Annotated in this window: 12 protein-coding genes; 3 read left to right on the forward strand and 9 right to left on the reverse strand. The window is 66.6% G+C overall.

Annotation, left to right across the window (positions count from 1 at the left end; all coding sequences use genetic code 11):
- Positions 1–63 precede the first annotated feature (63 nt).
- The 3 genes from LRH25_RS29780 to LRH25_RS29790 form a co-directional block, all read right to left on the reverse strand.
- Positions 64–1,236 (reverse strand): Fic family protein, encoded by a 1,173-nt coding sequence (locus tag LRH25_RS29780; RefSeq protein WP_141289112.1) that lies wholly within the window; start codon positions 1,234–1,236, stop codon positions 64–66.
- Positions 1,237–1,393: 157 nt separating this feature from the next.
- A complete protein-coding gene (gene icmF / locus LRH25_RS29785) occupies positions 1,394–4,687 on the reverse strand; it encodes a fused isobutyryl-CoA mutase/GTPase IcmF (protein WP_231013073.1) in 3,294 nt (1,097 codons plus the stop codon).
- Between the two features lie 276 nt (positions 4,688–4,963).
- On the reverse strand, positions 4,964–5,362 hold the full coding sequence (locus LRH25_RS29790; RefSeq protein ID WP_231013074.1) for a DUF2846 domain-containing protein: 399 nt from the start codon (positions 5,360–5,362) through the stop codon (positions 4,964–4,966).
- Positions 5,363–5,832: 470 nt separating this feature from the next.
- Between LRH25_RS29790 and LRH25_RS29795 the strand changes: the two genes are divergently transcribed.
- Positions 5,833–6,603, forward strand: coding sequence for a type III pantothenate kinase (locus LRH25_RS29795; protein WP_231013075.1), 771 nt, complete (start codon positions 5,833–5,835; stop codon positions 6,601–6,603).
- Here LRH25_RS29795 and LRH25_RS29800 read toward each other — a convergent pair.
- The 6 genes from LRH25_RS29800 to LRH25_RS29825 all read right to left on the reverse strand — a co-directional run bounded on the left by LRH25_RS29800 (position 6,600) and on the right by LRH25_RS29825 (position 13,523).
- Positions 6,600–7,424, reverse strand: coding sequence for a potassium channel family protein (locus LRH25_RS29800; RefSeq protein ID WP_231013076.1), 825 nt, complete (start codon positions 7,422–7,424; stop codon positions 6,600–6,602). The genes LRH25_RS29795 and LRH25_RS29800 overlap by 4 nt on opposite strands.
- Positions 7,425–7,521: 97 nt before the next feature.
- Positions 7,522–8,874: an ATP-dependent protease ATPase subunit HslU gene (hslU, locus tag LRH25_RS29805; protein ID WP_141289821.1), complete on the reverse strand. Its 1,353-nt coding sequence runs from the start codon at positions 8,872–8,874 to the stop codon at positions 7,522–7,524.
- A complete protein-coding gene (gene hslV / locus LRH25_RS29810; protein ID WP_141289822.1) occupies positions 8,871–9,422 on the reverse strand; it encodes an ATP-dependent protease subunit HslV in 552 nt (183 codons plus the stop codon). Before hslV ends, hslU begins: the two co-directional genes overlap by 4 nt.
- Before the next feature lie 205 nt (positions 9,423–9,627).
- Positions 9,628–11,442 carry an STAS domain-containing protein gene (locus LRH25_RS29815; RefSeq protein WP_231013077.1) on the reverse strand — a complete coding sequence of 605 codons (1,815 nt, stop codon included), beginning with the start codon at positions 11,440–11,442 and terminating at the stop codon, positions 9,628–9,630.
- A gap of 68 nt (positions 11,443–11,510) precedes the next feature.
- Entirely contained in the window at positions 11,511–11,990 is a 480-nt protein-coding gene (gene dksA / locus LRH25_RS29820; protein ID WP_141290147.1) for an RNA polymerase-binding protein DksA, read from the reverse strand.
- Positions 11,991–12,473: 483 nt separating this feature from the next.
- The gene (locus LRH25_RS29825; RefSeq protein WP_141290148.1) at positions 12,474–13,523 is read right to left on the reverse strand and encodes a CobW family GTP-binding protein; all 1,050 of its coding nucleotides are present in this window, start codon (positions 13,521–13,523) and stop codon (positions 12,474–12,476) included.
- Between the two features lie 339 nt (positions 13,524–13,862).
- On the opposite strand from LRH25_RS29825, the gene LRH25_RS29830 reads away from it, so the two are divergent.
- Together LRH25_RS29830 and lnt are read left to right on the forward strand one after the other, a co-directional pair.
- Complete coding sequence (locus LRH25_RS29830) at positions 13,863–14,777, forward strand: CorC family transporter (RefSeq protein ID WP_375142191.1); 915 nt, start codon at positions 13,863–13,865, stop codon at positions 14,775–14,777.
- Entirely contained in the window at positions 14,774–16,327 is a 1,554-nt protein-coding gene (gene lnt / locus LRH25_RS29835; RefSeq protein WP_231013078.1) for an apolipoprotein N-acyltransferase, read from the forward strand. The genes LRH25_RS29830 and lnt overlap by 4 nt, the downstream gene beginning before the upstream one ends.
- The last annotated feature ends 40 nt before the right edge of the window (positions 16,328–16,367 follow it).

The following is a 16,367-nucleotide window of genomic DNA, read 5'->3' on the forward strand; positions in this document are numbered from 1 at the left end:
ATTGTGAGGGCGCGATGAACATCGGCGTGTCAGCCAAGCGCGCGTTTGGGGTGCGAAAGCAGATCAGCTGGCGCCGTCCGCAGCCAGCGCGCTGGAGATGAAGCCACCATCGGTCAAGGCGCGCACCACACCACGGAGCAGCATGTTGCTGCTGAACCCGATGGTGTATTGCCGCGCGTCTGAGTAGATGGGCTGCAGCATCCCGTTGCCGACCAAGCGGCGGATCTGGTAAGTACGCTGAGCGCCCGTGAGGCCGGGCATGGCATCCGTGAGGTCGCCAGACTTCACCACCTTGCCCTTGATGGCGGCTAGCAGGATGCGCTCTTCCTGCGGTGTCACCAGCTGACGTTGGCGAGCGTGCGTCAGGGCCGGTACGAGGATTTCCGAGGTCAGGTTGTCGTAATCGGCGAGCCGGTCCACCTTGCTCAGTTCGTCCCGGATGCCCGTGAGCACGTAGGTGCACCACGCCTCCAAATCCTCGTCGCTGCCAGCGTCGGCCTTGGCGAGCATGTCGTAGTACTTTTCCCGGTCTGCACAGAACACGGCGGCCGGGTTCAACAGGCGGCCATCTTCTGCGCTGACCCGGAAACCGTACTTGATCAACAGCGCGTAGGTGAAGAGGCGTACCACCCGGCCATTGCCGTTTCCGAAGGGGTGGATCCAGGCAAACCGATGGTGGGCTAGTGCAACCTTCATCAGGTCGTACTTTTTCTGGTCCTCGCGGTTGACGAAGCCGACCAACTCTTCCATGTAGCCCGGCACCTGGATCGCGTCCGGCGGCGCATGGTCGGATTTGGCGATGCGCAACGGGCCAGTCCGGTAGGCGCCAGGTGTCGCGTCGCCTTCGCGGACCAACGCGTGCACCGCAGTGGCGTGCAGCCCGCGGATCAGATGGTTGCCAATCGGTGCGCCTGGGGTGACTGCCTGCTCGACCTGTTCCATCGCCCGCTCGATGTTCACCACTTCCTTGATGGAGTCGGCTGGTGCATCGGCCGAGGGCGCCGCCACCTTGGTCTCGATGTAGTCCGCAAGCGTCGTGTGGTTGCCCTCGATCCGTGCAGAGGCCAGGCTTTCCAGGAAATGGAAAACCTGCTTGAGCTGCTGGAAGACCGAGGGCGGCGTGGTGGCCTTGATTTCCAGCCGACGCAGGTGCTCCAGGTCCGTCAGGACATCGAGCAGTGGGGACGAAAAGCGAGGGTTGAGAAGCCTGAGCTCACGGTGAATGAACTGTGGCATGGGTGTTGAGCAAGTGGACGACGCCAGGAATTTATCTTGAATTCCTTCGGAAAATGTATTTAATGACAATGGCTTGGCGGAGTCCTCATGGGGAAAGATCTTCAGCGGGGCTTTTCAGCATGTTGAGCGGCGCTGAACATGCTTGTGAAATCTGGCCTCACATGCTGCGCCGATACTGCCCGCCCACCTCGAACAGCGCGGCGGTGATCTGGCCCAGCGAGCAGACGCGCACGGCGTCCATCAGGACTTCGAACACGTTGTGGTTGGCGATCACGGCTTGTTGCAGGCGCTGCAGCATCGCGGGGGCTTGTTCCGCGTGGCGGGTGTGGAAATCCCGCAGGCGGGTCAGCTGGCTCTGCTTTTCCTCGTCGGTGGAGCGGGCCAGTTCGATCTGCTGAGGCACCGCGTCCGCATGCGGCGAGCGGAAGGTGTTCACGCCGATGATGGGGTACTCGCCGGTGTGCTTGAGCATCTCGTAGTGCATGCTCTCTTCCTGGATCTTGCTGCGCTGGTAGCCGGTTTCCATCGCGCCCAGCACGCCGCCGCGCTCGGCAATCTTCTCGAACTCGGCCAGCACGGCTTCTTCGACCAGTTCGGTCAGCTCCTCGATGATGAATGCGCCCTGGCTGGGGTTCTCGTTCTTGGCTAGGCCCCACTCGCGGTTGATGATGAGCTGGATGGCCATTGCGCGGCGCACGCTGTCTTCGGTGGGCGTGGTGATGGCCTCGTCGAAAGCGTTGGTGTGCAGGCTGTTGCAGTTGTCGTAGACGGCGATCAGCGCCTGCAGCGTGGTGCGGATGTCGTTGAACTGGATCTCCTGCGCGTGCAGGCTGCGGCCAGAGGTTTGCACGTGGTACTTCAGCTTTTGCGAGCGTTCGTTGGCGCCGTACTTCTCTTTCATCGCCACGGCCCAGATGCGGCGCGCCACGCGGCCCAGCACGGTGTATTCCGGGTCCATGCCGTTGCTGAAGAAGAAGCTCAGGTTGGGCGCGAAGTCGTCGATGTGCATGCCACGCGCCAGGTAGGCTTCGACGAAGGTGAAGCCGTTGGAGAGCGTGAAGGCCAGCTGGCTGATCGGGTTCGCGCCGGCCTCGGCGATGTGATAGCCCGAGATGCTGACCGAGTAGAAGTTGCGCACCTGGTTTTGCACGAAGTACTGGGCCACGTCGCCCATCACCTTGAGGGAAAACTCGGTCGAGAAGATGCAGGTGTTCTGGCCCTGGTCCTCCTTCAGGATGTCGGCCTGCACCGTGCCGCGCACATTGGCCTGGGCCCAGGCGCGCAGCTTGGCCAGCTCGGCCGCATCTGGCGCGCGGCCGTGTTCGGCCTCGAACTTGGCGAACTGCTGGTCGATGGCGGTGTTCATGAACATCGCCAGGATGGTCGGCGCCGGGCCGTTGATCGTCATGCTGACGGAGGTCGTGGGGCTGCACAGGTCGAAGCCTGAATACAGCACCTTCATGTCGTCCAGCGTGGCGATGGAGACACCTGAATTGCCGACCTTGCCGTAGATGTCCGGCCGCAGGTCCGGGTCGTGGCCGTAGAGCGTGACCGAGTCGAACGCGGTGGAGAGGCGATGCGCCGGCATGCCTTCGGACACCAGCTTGAAGCGCCGGTTGGTGCGGAAGGCGTCGCCCTCGCCAGCGAACATGCGTGTCGGGTCCTCGCCTTCGCGCTTGAATGCGAAGGTGCCGGCGGTGTAGGGGTAGCGGCCGGGCACGTTGTCCAGCATCAGCCACTTGAGGATCTCGCCATGGTCCTCGTACTGCGGCAGCGCCACCTTGCGGATCTTGCTGCCGGACAGCGAGGTGGTGGTCAGCGCCGAGCGGATCTCCTTGTCGCGCACCTTGACCACCAGTTCGTCGGCCGCGTAGGCCTCGCGCAGCACGGGCCAGTCGGCGAGCAGGGCGCGGGCGTCGGCGTCCTGGCGCTGGTCCCGCTGCTGTGCGAGGTCGTCCAGCGCAGCCACCGCGTTGTTCTTTTCCGGCCGCGCTTCGGTCAGCATGCGGGCGCTCTCGCGCAGTTGCTGGATCTCGCGTGCCAGCCGGGCCTGGCTGCGGGCTCTGGCCTTGTAGCCACGCACGGTGTCGCTGATCTCGGCCAGGTAGCGCACGCGCGCGCCGGGCACGATGGGCACCTGGTGCGTGCTGTGGCGGGTGTTCACCGCGGGCAGGCGGCCGTCCTTCAGCGGCAGGCCGAGGGCAGTCAGCCGTGGCTTCAGCGCCTGGTACAGCGCGGTCACGCCGTCGTCGTTGAAGCGGCTGGCCATGGTGCCGAAGACCGGCATCTGGTCCGGCATCACATTGAAGGCTTCGCGGTTGCGCTGCACCTGCTTGGCGACGTCGCGCAGTGCGTCGGCCGCGCCCTTGCGGTCGAACTTGTTGATCGCAACGAACTCGGCGAAGTCCAGCATGTCGATCTTCTCGAGCTGGCTGGCGGCGCCGAACTCCGGCGTCATCACGTACATCGGCACGTCCACCAGCGGCACGATGGCCGCATCACCCTGGCCGATGCCGGAGGTCTCGACGATGATCAGGTCGAAGCCGGCCGCCTGGCAGGCTGACAGCACCGAGGGCAGCGCCGCGGAAACTTCCGAGCCGGTGTCGCGCGTTGCCAAACTCCGCATGTAAACCTTCGCGCCCTTGCCCCAGGGCTGGATCGCGTTCATGCGGATGCGGTCGCCCAGCAGCGCGCCACCGCTCTTGCGGCGAGACGGGTCGATGCTGATCACGGCGATCTGCAGCGCATCGTCCTGGTCCAGCCGCAGCCGGCGGATCAGCTCGTCGGTCAGGCTGCTCTTGCCGGCGCCCCCCGTGCCGGTGATGCCCAGCACCGGCGCGTGGCGCCGCGCGGCCGCGGTCTGCACGGCGTCCACGACGGCAGGGGCGGCCTCGCCGTTTTCCAGCAGCGTGATCAGCTGGGCGAGGGCGCGCCAGCGTTTCGCGGTGTCGGTGGACTGCAGCGCTTCGAGCAGCCCTGCGGCGTCGGCCGACAGCCGCAGGTCGCAGCGCATCAGCATCTCGCCGATCATGCCTTGCAGGCCCATGCGCTGGCCGTCTTCCGGGCTGAAGATGCGCACGCCGACGTCGGCCAACGCGCTGATTTCCTGCGGCACGATCACGCCGCCGCCGCCGCCAAACACCTGGATCTGCTCGCCGCCGCGGGCCTTCAGCAGCTCGACCATGTAGCGGAAATATTCGGTGTGGCCGCCCTGGTAGCTGGAGACGGCGATTCCCTGCACGTCTTCCTGCAGCGCTGCGGTGACGACTTCGTCGACCGAGCGGTTGTGCCCCAGGTGGATGACCTCGGCGCCCATGCCTTGCAGGATGCGCCGCATGATGTTGATCGCGGCGTCGTGCCCGTCGAACAGGCTGGCGGCGGTGACGATGCGCACCTTGTGGGTGGGCTTGTAGTGGGCGAGTGCCTGGTGGGTGGCAGAGAGGTCGGTCATCTCGTGGGGCCTGTGGGTTGAAGGCTCGATTGACGTTAACGTAAACGTCAATCGAAATCATGCCACCGACCGGCTCTCAGCCGCTTCGCCAAACCCTTGGCGCACCCTGGGGGTTTCCCTTGGCCGGCTCTGAATGCCGCGGAATGATCTCCACCTCGAGGCCGAGCCCACCTCGACCCAGCGGCCTTCAGGTAGTGGCTCGCCAAGGCCCCTGGATGGAGGGCCTTGGCGAAAAGGACCATCAAGGCACGCCTTATGCAATGCGTGCCGCAGGCCTCATCGTGCCGCGCTGCACTTGCCGGGGACGGCCATGTTCAGCTTGCGCACCGCGGTCTTGCCCTGTTCTTCCGGGATCAGTTCCAGTGCGGCACCACCCACGAAGACGCCAATCTTGATGTACTGGCGAATGAAGTAATTGCGGCCGGCTTCGGTGGTCAGTTCCAGCGTGTTGGGCGAGAACTCAGACTCGGTGTCAAACTTGTGCGACTTCGCGCCTTCCACTTCGGTGTAGAAGAAAACGTCTGGAGCGGTTTCTCCCACGCACTTGCCGTCCACCCACAAGTCCTTCTTGAGGGCTTGGCCGACCATGCTGTCTCGATACAAGTAGACCCCGGCGTTGCCGGCAGACGGCGTGACGAATTGCTTGGCCTTCTCGGACTGCTCTTTGGGTGCCATGTTGACGGATGCACATCCCACCAGCGTGAGCGAAGCGACGGCGACCAAGATAGAAATTAATTTCATTGCATTACCCTGAAACGTTGAATACGACGTTTAACGCCCGTCGACGGCTATACCCTGCCGGATGACGACAGGGTCCCTCCATTGCCCGCCGCAGCGTGGCCGCGGGCAACTTCCCTCTTTGGATCGCGCTCCCTGGGGCGGGCAATCCAAGCCGCCGACGAGGCCGGCGGCCAATCAAAATTTCGGTATTGCCGGTGAATCCGGCTTTGTGTCGAATTGTATTCCGGGTGAGCCGTTCGGCCGCTTGGTCGAAGCGCGTTAGGGCAATTGCTTGTCTGCAAGCTGCAAAGGCAGCAGTGGCGCAGTCGAGGTGAGGGGAACTTGATTGCCTTCACTGCGAACACCTGCTTCGCAGCCGATGACCCGCACACGCTGCGCGTGCCCGCCCTGTTACGCTTCGCTTCATGAGTTTTCTGGCGATCGACATCGGCAACACCCGGCTGAAATGGGCGCAGTACGCGTCGCCGCAGCCCGGCGCCGCGGTGCTGGCGCATGGCGCACGCTTCCTGGAGACCATCGACACGCTGGCCGAACAGGACTGGCGCTCGCTGGCCGTACCGTCCACGATGCTGGGCTGCGTGGTCGCCGGCGAGGCGGTGCGGCGGCGGGTCGAGGAGCAGCTGGAGCTGTGGGACCTGACGCCGCGCTGGGTGGTGCCGGGCAACCACGAGGCCGGCGTGACGAACGGCTACGACCACCCGATGCGCCTGGGTGCGGACCGCTGGGTCGCGCTCATTGGTGCGCGCGGCCATGTGTTGGCGCGCGGCCCGGCCCGGCCAGCGCTGGTGGTGATGGTCGGCACGGCGGTGACGGTGGACGCACTGGACCGCGACGGCAAGTTCCTCGGCGGGCTGATCCTGCCGGGCCACGGCATCATGTTGCGCGCGCTCGAAAGCGGCACCGCCGGCCTGCGCGTGCCGACCGGCGAGGTGATGCCGTTCCCGGCCAACACGTCCGACGCACTGACCAGCGGCGGCACCTATGCCATCACCGGCGCCATTGCCCGCATGCGCGCCCACCTGGCGGCGCGCAGCGGTGGTGAAGAGCCGGTGCTGCTGATGACCGGTGGCGCAGGTTGGAAAGTGGCGCCTTACCTGGACGTGCCGCACGAACTGGTCGAATCCTTGATCTTCGACGGCCTGCTGCACATCCAGTCGCACAGGCTGGCGCTCTAGTCTTTTTTCGCCGACCCTGGCAGGCTTTCCCGCAAGGCCTGCAGCTCATGGCGCAAGCGGGCCATCTCGTGGCGCATGTCCTGCAGGATCTCGCGCTCCATGCGGCGCTCCCCGGTTTCGATCCAGCTGGTGGCAATCGCCGCGGTGACCAGCGTGAGTACGCCCAGGCCGAGCAGCACCACGAAGACCGAGAAGATCTTGGACGCGGGCGTGGTGGGCACCAGGTCGCCGTAGCCCACGGTGGCGGCCGTGGTGAACGCCAGCCACAGGCCGTCGCCCAGCGTGTGCACCGTGGGCTCCAGCCACCAGAACCCCAGGCCACAGCCCATCAGCACCATCAGCGCCATGGCCAGCAGGTAGGTCAGGCCGCCGCGGTTCAGCAAGTGCTTCAGTGCCCAGACCATGCGCAGCAAGGTCAGCAGTGCCACAGCCAGGCGCAGCGACAGTGCCGCGCCCGAGCCCTGGCTGGTGGGCAGCAGCGCAGCACTGAACAGGCCGGCGATCAGCAGCCACTCGCCTGGATTGGCTGTCAGGTGTTGGCGCGGGGACGGCGTGTGCCAGGCCACCGCGATCAGGGCGCAGGCCAGCACCACGGCCGCCACCAGGTAGGCCGAGGGGGCCCAGGTGCTGCCGGTGGGCAGCAGCAGCTCGGCATAGAAGGCAGGAATGGTGGCCAGCAGCGCTGCCACCACCGGCCATCGCCAGCGCCGCTCGATGCGCCCGGCCAGCGGGCTTTCGCGAGGTGCGGCGCGCAAGCCCCAGCTGGCGTGGCGCAGGATCGTCGCGCTGACGGGCTCGAGGGCTGGGGAAGAAGGCGCCATGAGGCGCGAGACTAGCCGCGCGCTCGCGCCGCCACTTGCGCTGGGTCAAGAGCGCCCGATGCAGCCCTTCACGCAAGCCCTGTTCGCGAGAAGCAGCTCACAGGATGTAGCGCGACAAGTCCTCGTTGTGCGCGAGTTCGCCCAGCTTGGCGTTCACCGACTCGGCGTTGAGCTGCACAGTCTGGCCCGACAGGTTCGGCGCGTCGAAGCTCAGGTCTTCCAGCAGCCGCTCCATCACCGTGGCCAGTCGGCGCGCGCCGATGTTCTCGGTACGTTCGTTGACCTCGAAGGCGATCTGCGCCAGGCGGCGGATGCCGTCGGGTGCGAGGTCCAGCGTCACGCCTTCGGTGGCCAGCAGGGCCTGGTACTGGCGCACCAGGTTCGCGTGCGTGCTGCCGAGGATGGCCTCGAAATCGTCCACGCTGAGGGCCTGCAGTTCGACCCGGATCGGGAAGCGGCCCTGCAGCTCGGGGATCAGGTCGCTGGGCTTGGCCAGGTGGAAGGCGCCGGAGGCGATGAACAGCATGTGGTCGGTCTTGACCATGCCGTACTTGGTGTTCACGGTCGTGCCTTCGACCAGCGGCAGCAGGTCGCGCTGCACGCCCTGGCGCGACACGTCTGCGCCCTGGGTGTTGCTGCGCGAGGCGACCTTGTCGATCTCGTCGATGAAGACAATGCCGTTCTGCTCGGCATTGTGCAGTGCCTTGCTGCGGATCTCGTCTTCGTTGACCAGCTTGGCGGCTTCCTCGTCGGTGAGGATCTGCAGCGCCTCGGCAATCTTCAGCTTGCGCTGGCTCTTGCGCTGCTGGCCCATCTGCGAGAACAGGCCTTGCAACTGCTCGGCCATGGCCTCCATGCCGGGCGGGCTGACGATGTCGAGGTTGGCGCGCGGCTCGGCCACTTCCAGCTCGATCTCCTTGTCGGCCAGCGAACCTTCGCGCAGGCGCTTGCGCATGACCTGGCGCGCAGTGTTGTCCGGCGTGGGCGCGGGGGGCGGCGGCGTGAAACCGAAGGCGTCGCCACCTTGGCTGCTGCGCGGCGGCGGCACCAGGATGTCCAGGATGCGGTCCTCGGCGGCGTCCTCGGCCTTCAGCCGGGCGCGCTTGAGTGCGGCTTCGCGCTCCTGCTTGATGGCGATGTCCATCAGGTCGCGCACGATGGTGTCCACGTCCTTGCCAACGTAGCCGACCTCGGTGAACTTGGTTGCCTCGACCTTGATGAACGGCGCGTCCGCCAGCTGCGCCAGTCGGCGCGCGATCTCGGTCTTGCCCACGCCGGTCGGCCCGATCATCAGGATGTTCTTCGGCGTGATCTCGGCGCGCAGCTTGTCCTCGACCTGCTGGCGGCGCCAGCGGTTACGCAAGGCGATGGCGACGGCGCGTTTCGCACCCTGTTGCCCAACGATGTGCCGATCCAACTCGGACACGATTTCCTGGGGTGTCATGCTCATTCCAACACCTCGATCGTGTGGTTCTGGTTGGTGTAGATGCACAGGTCGCCGGCAATTTCCAGCGACTTCTTGACGATCTCTGCTGCGCCCATTTCGGTGTGGGCCAGCAGTGCGCGGGCGGCGGCCTGCGCGTAGGCCCCGCCGGAGCCGATGGCCACCAGGCCGAGCTCGGGCTCCAGCACATCGCCATTGCCGGTGATGATCAGCGAGGCATCGCGGTCGGCCACGGCCAGCATGGCTTCGAGGTTGCGCAGGACCTTGTCGGTGCGCCAGTCGCGTGTGAGCTCGATGGCCGCGCGCACCAGGTGGCCGGAGTGCTTCTCCAGCTTCGACTCGAAGCGCTCGAACAGCGTGAAGGCATCCGCCGTCGCGCCGGCAAACCCGGCCAGCACCTTGTCGTGATGCAGCCGGCGCACCTTGCGCGCACTCGCCTTGACGACGATGTGCCCCAGCGTGACCTGACCGTCACCGCCCAGTGCAACCTGCCATTGGCCGTCCGGCCCGCGCCGCCTCACGCTGATGATCGTGGTGCCGTGGTAAGAGTCCATGGATTGTTTTGGAAGCGAAAACGAGGGTTAGCTGAGGGCACCGACGTTGGAATGCAAGCCGCCATGCAAGTTCTCAGACAGGGAATGCGAAACCGACAGCAAGTTGGATCAGCGCGGAGCGCAGGCAGCGCCGGGCCGCCCCAAGCGGCCTGCGCAACCCGCTCGGCGGGTGGTCTCGCGTACCCGCGAGACCGGGTGCGCCAATTCAAGCTTGACGGAGCTGGGCGTAGGCGTGCTCGACGATGCCCATCGCGCCGAACATCAGCGCCACCAGCCGGTGCACTTCGGTGAAGCGCACGTTGCGGCCTTCGGCGCGCTTGGCAATGACCCAGTTCAGCAGGTCGCCCGCGGCAATGAAGTCCACGCGGATCAGCAGCGCGCAGGAGATGTGCACCATGCGCGCAGTGCCCAGTCGGTTGTCCAGCATGCCCAGCAGCGGGCCAATGTCGCCCGAGAGCTGGCCTGAGAGTTCCAGCGAGGTCACGCTGTAGCCGCTCTTGCCTTCGCTGGCGCCCTGGATGGTGGTGATGGGCTCGCTCAGCACCGACATCGGGGCCGACTGGGTGTTGGCCGACGAGCTGCCCACGAGGGCCGAGCAGCGCGTGGGCTCCCAGCTGGGCGGCGACACTTCGTAGGTCACGCAGTAGTCGATGGCCACTTCGTCGAACTGGTCCGGCCGGTTGATCATGCGCAGCGCTTCCAGCCGCGTCATCCAGTAGGCCGGATCGGCGTCCCGCACGCCCACGGGCGCGGCGTCCTGCAGCGTCATGAACAGGCGGTCGGACGACAGCCAGCGCATCTCGAGCACTTGCCGGGCCCAGCCCTGCATCAGCCGGTACAGCCGCGCGGCGGCGTCGGGGTCGATCTTCTGCAGCTGTGTCCAGTCCAGCACCCAGGGCTGCGGCAGTTGCAGGGTTTGGGAATTCAGCTGGGTGACGGCGTCCACGTCCAGGTGCGCCGGGCAGACCCAGGCCACCTCGGCGCCGGTGCTGGCTGCTGCAGGTACCTGGCTGGCGGCTTCGGCCACCAGCTTGGGCAGCGAGAACCACTGTGGCGACGAGCGCTGGAAGCGCTGCAGGTATTCATTGGCCAGCGCGTCGAAGCTGGCCTGCTGGCCGGTGGCGCGGAACAGGTCGAACAGCACCAGCCAGGTGTCGTTGTGGTTCTGCCTTGCGCCGCCAGCGGCGGTGAGCTGCACCAGCGCGCGTTCGCAGAGGGCGAAGTCGGCATTGGCAAAGGCAATCACGGCTTCGTCGAGCTCGTGGTCGTGGGTGATTTCCTGCACCTCGACCACGCCGGCGTCCATGGCCCCGGCGGAGGCCGGCGGCTGCGCGGCAAGCTCGGGCGCCTTGCCCAGGCCCACCGGCTGCTGCAGCACCGGCGGGTTGTTGATCACGCCCGTCATCGGCGGGGCGGCCATCAAGCGGCTGGCGGCCGAAGCCGCCGGGCGGGCGCTGGCGGCGGCGCCCGCGGCGGCATTCGGTGCCGCCACCGGAGGCGCGACGCGGAATTCCAGCCGTTCGGGCAACAGCGACATCGGCCGGGTCGGGTCCATCGGCATGCTGCCCGAGCCGGGCACCGGCACGGTGGTCTGGCTCTCGATCGGCGTGGTCAGCGTGGGCGGCATGGTCACGCCGCGTGGCAGCCGGGCCGAGCCGCTGCTGCCCACCATCTGCTTCTCGATCGCGTCGATCTTGGCCTTCATGCCCGGGTCAGGGGCGCCGGGCAGGTGCGTGGGCCGCACGTCGGAGTCGTCCAGCCGGGAGCTGGCGCCCAAGGCGCTGGCCTGTTCGGGGCTGAGGCCTTCGCGGCGGATGCGGCGCAACATGTCGAGCTCGCGCTTGCGCACGAAATCGTTGCGCCGCTTGCGCTCGATCATGGCCTTCAGCTCGGCCTTTTCGACGTCGGCAAACTGGCTGGCGCCGGCATCGGTGGGCAGACCCATCAGGTCGCGCGCCGGTGAAGACACCATCTTCACCATGCGGCGCAGCACGCCACCGTTGTCGTTACTGCTGGCCATGGTGCGGTTTGCCCGGCTGAAGGATCACGCGAGGGGAAGGGCGGCTTTGGGAAAGCGCAAGTGCCGGCTCAGTCGCCGAACATCTTCTGCTTGAGCTCGCGGCGCTGCTGCGCTTCGAGCGACAGCGTGGCCGTCGGGCGGGCCAGCAGCCGGCCCAGGCCGATGGGCTCGCCGGTCTCGTCGCAGAAGCCGTAGTCGCCAGCGTCGATGCGGGCGATGGACTGCGAGATCTTCTTCAGCAGCTTGCGCTCGCGGTCGCGGGTGCGCAGCTCCAGTGCGTGCTCTTCCTCGATCGTTGCCCGGTCGGCCGGGTCCGGCACGATGGAGGTGTCTTCGCGCAGGTGCTCGGTGGTTTCACCGGCATTCGACAGCAGCGCGTCCTTCTGCTCCTGCAGCTTGGCGCGGAAGAACTCCAGCTGCTTCTCGTTCATGTACTCGGCTTCTGGCATGGCCATCAGCTCGGGTTCGGTCAGGTCGCGGCCCGCCTTGGTTTTCCAGGCGTTGGCCAGCTTGGGGTCTGCTTTCGCGGCAGGCTTCACAGCATTCATGGGTTCAGGATAGGGTTTAGCCGAAGGCTTGGGAGGAGAAAAGCGCTCAGCAAAACTGGCGGTGGAACTGACCGGTCCGCTGCCACTGCGCGGGCGGCTGATGGAGGACACCGGCGGGCTCACCGCAGCTTTCACGGCGGCGGGTTTTTCGGTCGCCTTGTCAGCACTCTTGCCGGCAGCGCTTTTGGCACCTGCTGGCTTCTTGGCGGATTCCGCATCGGACGCCAGACTGGAATCGGAAGTCTTGGCCGGGGTCTTGCTCACGGTCGGTCTCCTCACCACAACGCACGTGAAAGGGCGGTTATACCCCGCGGTAGCGCTTGATTGTGGTGCACATGCCACGTCACGGGCCGGGTCGGGGCGCGCGGATTGTAGCCACGCGGTCTGAGTTCACGGTAAGACCTTTTTCCACTGCTTTCAAGCAACGGCCATGTGTTGGCGAGGACCGTGTCAAAACTGCCGGCAACGCAGCCGCGGCCGGCCTCAGGCAACACAGCCTTCCAGGCCTTGCAGCAGGATTTCCTTGGGCAGGTCGATGCCGATGAACACCATCTTGCTGACCTTGGCTTCGCCTGGCGCCCATTTCGGCCCCAGGTCGCTGCCCATCAGCTGGTGCACGCCCTGGAAGATGACCTTGCGCTCGCTGCCCTTGACGTTCAGCACACCCTTGTAGCGCAGCATCTTGGGGCCGTAGACCTGCACGATGGCGCCCAGGAAGTCTTCCAGCTTGGTCGGCGACAGCGGCTTGGTGGCGCGGAAGACAAAGGACTTCACGTCGTCGTCGTGCTGGTGGTGGTGCGGGTGGTCGCAGTGCTCGCCATGTTCGTGGTCATGGTGGTCATGGCCGTGGTGATCGTGCGCGTGGTCATGGCCGCCGTCGTTCAGGAACTCCGGGTCGATGTCCAGCTTGGCATTCAGGTTGAAGCCCTTCAGGTCGAACACGCTGGCCAGCGGCACTTCGCCGAAGTGCACCCGCTGCTGCGGCGCGCGCGGGTTCATGTGCTTCAGCCGGTGGGCCAGCGCATCGGCCGAGGCTTCGTCGACCAGGTCGGTCTTGCTGATGAAGATCTGGTCGGCAAACCCGACCTGGCGCTGGGCTTCCACGCGGTCGTTGAGCTGCTGGTCTGCGTGCTTGGCGTCGACCAGCGTCAGGATGGAGTCCAGCTGGTAGCTCTCGGCGACCTCGTCGTCCATGAAGAAGGTCTGGGCGACCGGGCCCGGGTCGGCCAGGCCGGTGGTCTCGATCACCACGCGCTCGAAATCCAGCTCGCCTTTGCGGCGGCGCGCTGCCAAGTCGGCCAGCGTGGTGCGCAAATCTTCGCGGATGGTGCAGCAGACGCAGCCGTTGTTCATCTGGATCACCTGCTCCTTGGTTTCGGTGACCAGGATGTCGGTGTCGATGTTTTCCTCGCCGAACTCGTTTTCGATCACGGCAATCTTCTGGCCGTGGGCTTCGGTCAGCACGCGCTTGAGCAGGGTGGTCTTGCCCGAGCCGAGGAAGCCGGTGAGGATGGTCGCAGGAATCAGGGACATGGCGGCGCTTCTGTAGGTGAAGGGTTTCGGTCGCGGGGCTTCTCGCGGAGCAGGCCCCGGATCGGCGTCACTTTGGGGTCAGTCTGGCATTTTCAATGCCCTGCCGGGTTTGCGCTGGCGCCGGGGTTTGGCCGGCAGGGCCAGCCGTGGACAGCGCCGATTTCAACGCTGAAAGATTGCCCGTTTCTTGCTTGTTTCTTGCTTGCATTTGCCTTGCCTGGCGCGGGGGGCGGACTCTGAGGCCTGACCCCGGCGCTGTCAAGCCGAACTCGCGCCGCTGCCCTGCGGCTGAAAAACGAATCGAGTATTCTCCCGCTTCCTCCACTGCCGGCACCCCTTGTGTCCGAACCCCAGTCTCCCCGGCCCCCGCGGCCGGGTCATGCCGCTGCCGGCGCCGCCCAGCGCACCGGCTCCGAAAGCGGTGGCCGCAGCTTGTTCGAGCGCGTGGTCGAATTCCTCTCTCCTGGTCCGGACTCCAGGGCCGAGCTGATCGAAACCCTGGCCAGCGCCGAGCAGCGCGAGCTGATCGAGCCGCAGTCGCGGGCGATGCTGGAAGGCGTGCTGCGCCTGGCCGACATGGCCGCCGGTGACGCGATGGTCGCCGCCCCGCGCATGGACGTGCTGGACATCGGCATGAGCTACGAGGCCCTGCTGGCCGAGGTCATTGCCACCGGCCACTCGCGTTTCCCGGTGACCGAGGGCGGGCGCGACAACATCATCGGCATCCTGCTGAGCAAGGACTTGCTCAAGCTGCAGCGGGCGCCCGAGCTGAACCTGCGCACCCTGCTGCGCCCGGCGATCTTCGTGCCGGAGTCCAAGAGCCTGAACGAGCTGCTGCGCGACTTCCGCTCGAACCGCAATCACCTGGCCATCGTGATCGACGAGTTCGGCACCACGGCAGGGCTGATCACCATCGAAGACGTGCTGGAAGTCATCGTCGGCCAGATCGAGGACGAGTTCGACGATGCAGACGCGCCCAGCGGCGTCTACACGCTGGCCGACGGCAGCTACCGCGTGGCCGGCGACGCCGAGATCGCCGCCGTCAACGAAGCCCTGGTGCTGACGCTGCCGGAGCAGGATTTCGACACCATCGGCGGGCTGATCGCCCACGAGCTGGGCCATGTGCCGCAGCGCGGCGAGACGGTGATGACCCACGGCCTGAGCTTCAGCGTGATGCTGACCCGCGGCGGCGCGGTGCGCTGGTTCAAGGTGCGCCGCGCGCCGAACGGCGTCATCGCCGAAGACGCCGCGTGAGCCGGGGCCGGCTGGCCGCGCCTGCGTGGCGCCCGGGTCTGCTGATGCTGGCCGCGGGCGCGTTGCAGGTCGCGTCGTTTGCGCCGCTGGGCTGGTGGTGGCTGCAGCCGCTGTGCCTGGCCTTGCTGGCAGGGACCGTGCAGCGTGCCACGCCACGCCGCGCCGCCTGGGCCGGCTGGTGCTACGGCCTGGGCTGGCTGGTGGCCGGCCTGTGGTGGCTCTACATCAGCATGCACGACTTTGGCGGCATGCCCATGCCGCTGGCCGCGCTTGCGGTGCTGCTGCTGGCCGGGCTGCTGTCACTCTACCTCGCGCTGGCAATGGCCGCGGCTGCGTGGCTGGGCCGCGGGCACTCGCCGCTGCTGCGCGGCCTGGTGTTCGCCGCCTGCTGGCTGATGGCCGAGCTGGCGCGGGCGCAGTTGCTCACCGGCTTCCCGTGGATCGCCTCGGGCTATGCCCACAGCGAGGGCTTGCTGGCGCCGCTCGCGCCGTGGGTGGGTGTTTACGGCATGGGCGCGGTGGCGGCCTTGCTGGCGGCGGCGCTGGCCGGGCTGGTCATGGCACCGCGCCGCGCGCCTGCCTTGCTGGTTGCAGCGCTGCTGCTGCCGGTGTTCGGCTGGCTGGCGCCGAAGGACTTCACCCAGCCCGCCGGCGAGTTGACGGTCAGCCTGCTGCAGCCCAACGTGCCGCAGGACATCAAGTTCGACCCCGAGCGCTTTGGCGAGAACATGGCCTCGCTGCAGGCGCAGTTGCTGAGCGCGACCGGCCAACTGGTTGTCACACCCGAATCCGTGCTGCCGGTGCCGCGGGCCGACCTGGACCCGGCCTACTGGGCCTCGCTGGTCCAGCCGTTTTCGCAGGGCGAGCGCGCCGCCCTGATCGGCACCTTCCTGGGTGACGCGCAGCAAGGCTATGTCAACTCAATGGCCGGTGTCTCGGCCCGGCAACTCGCCAGCGGTTCCTTCTACGGCTATGGCAAGCGACACCTGCTGCCGTTTGGCGAATTCATCCCACCGGGCTTCGGCTGGTTCGTCGAGCTGATGCAGATCCCCCTGGGCGACCAGGCGCACGGCACCAACGAGGCGGTGTTCGAGGTCGGCGGCCAGCGCGTGCGGCCGCTGATCTGCTACGAAGACCTGTTCGGCGAGGACTTTGCCGGCAGCGCCGTTGGTCCGCAGTCGGCCACGATGTTCGTCAACGCCAGCAACCTGGCCTGGTTCGGCAAGCACATGATGCAGGAGCAGCACCTGCAGTTCTCGCAGCTGCGGGCGATGGAATTCCAGCGCCCGCTGGTGCGCGCGACCAACACCGGCATGACGGCGGCCATCGACCACCACGGCGTCGTCACCCAGGCGCTGCCCGGCTGGACCACCGGCGTGCTGGACGTGACGGTGCAGGGCCGCCAGGGCGACACGCCGTATGCGCGCTGGCTCAGCCGCTGCGGGCTGTGGCCGCTGTGGGCACTGGTGGCGCTTGTGCTGCTGGCGGCTCGCGTGATGCCGCGGCGGGAGGGCACATCCCCCACTCGCGCCTCTGCAGCCGACACTTAGAATCGATTCTCCTGATGCCGTCCTGCGGCTCCTAGGCTTG

The organism is Ideonella azotifigens, from assembly GCF_021043325.1.
GTDB classification, from domain to species: Bacteria; Pseudomonadota; Gammaproteobacteria; order Burkholderiales; family Burkholderiaceae_C; genus Ideonella; species Ideonella azotifigens.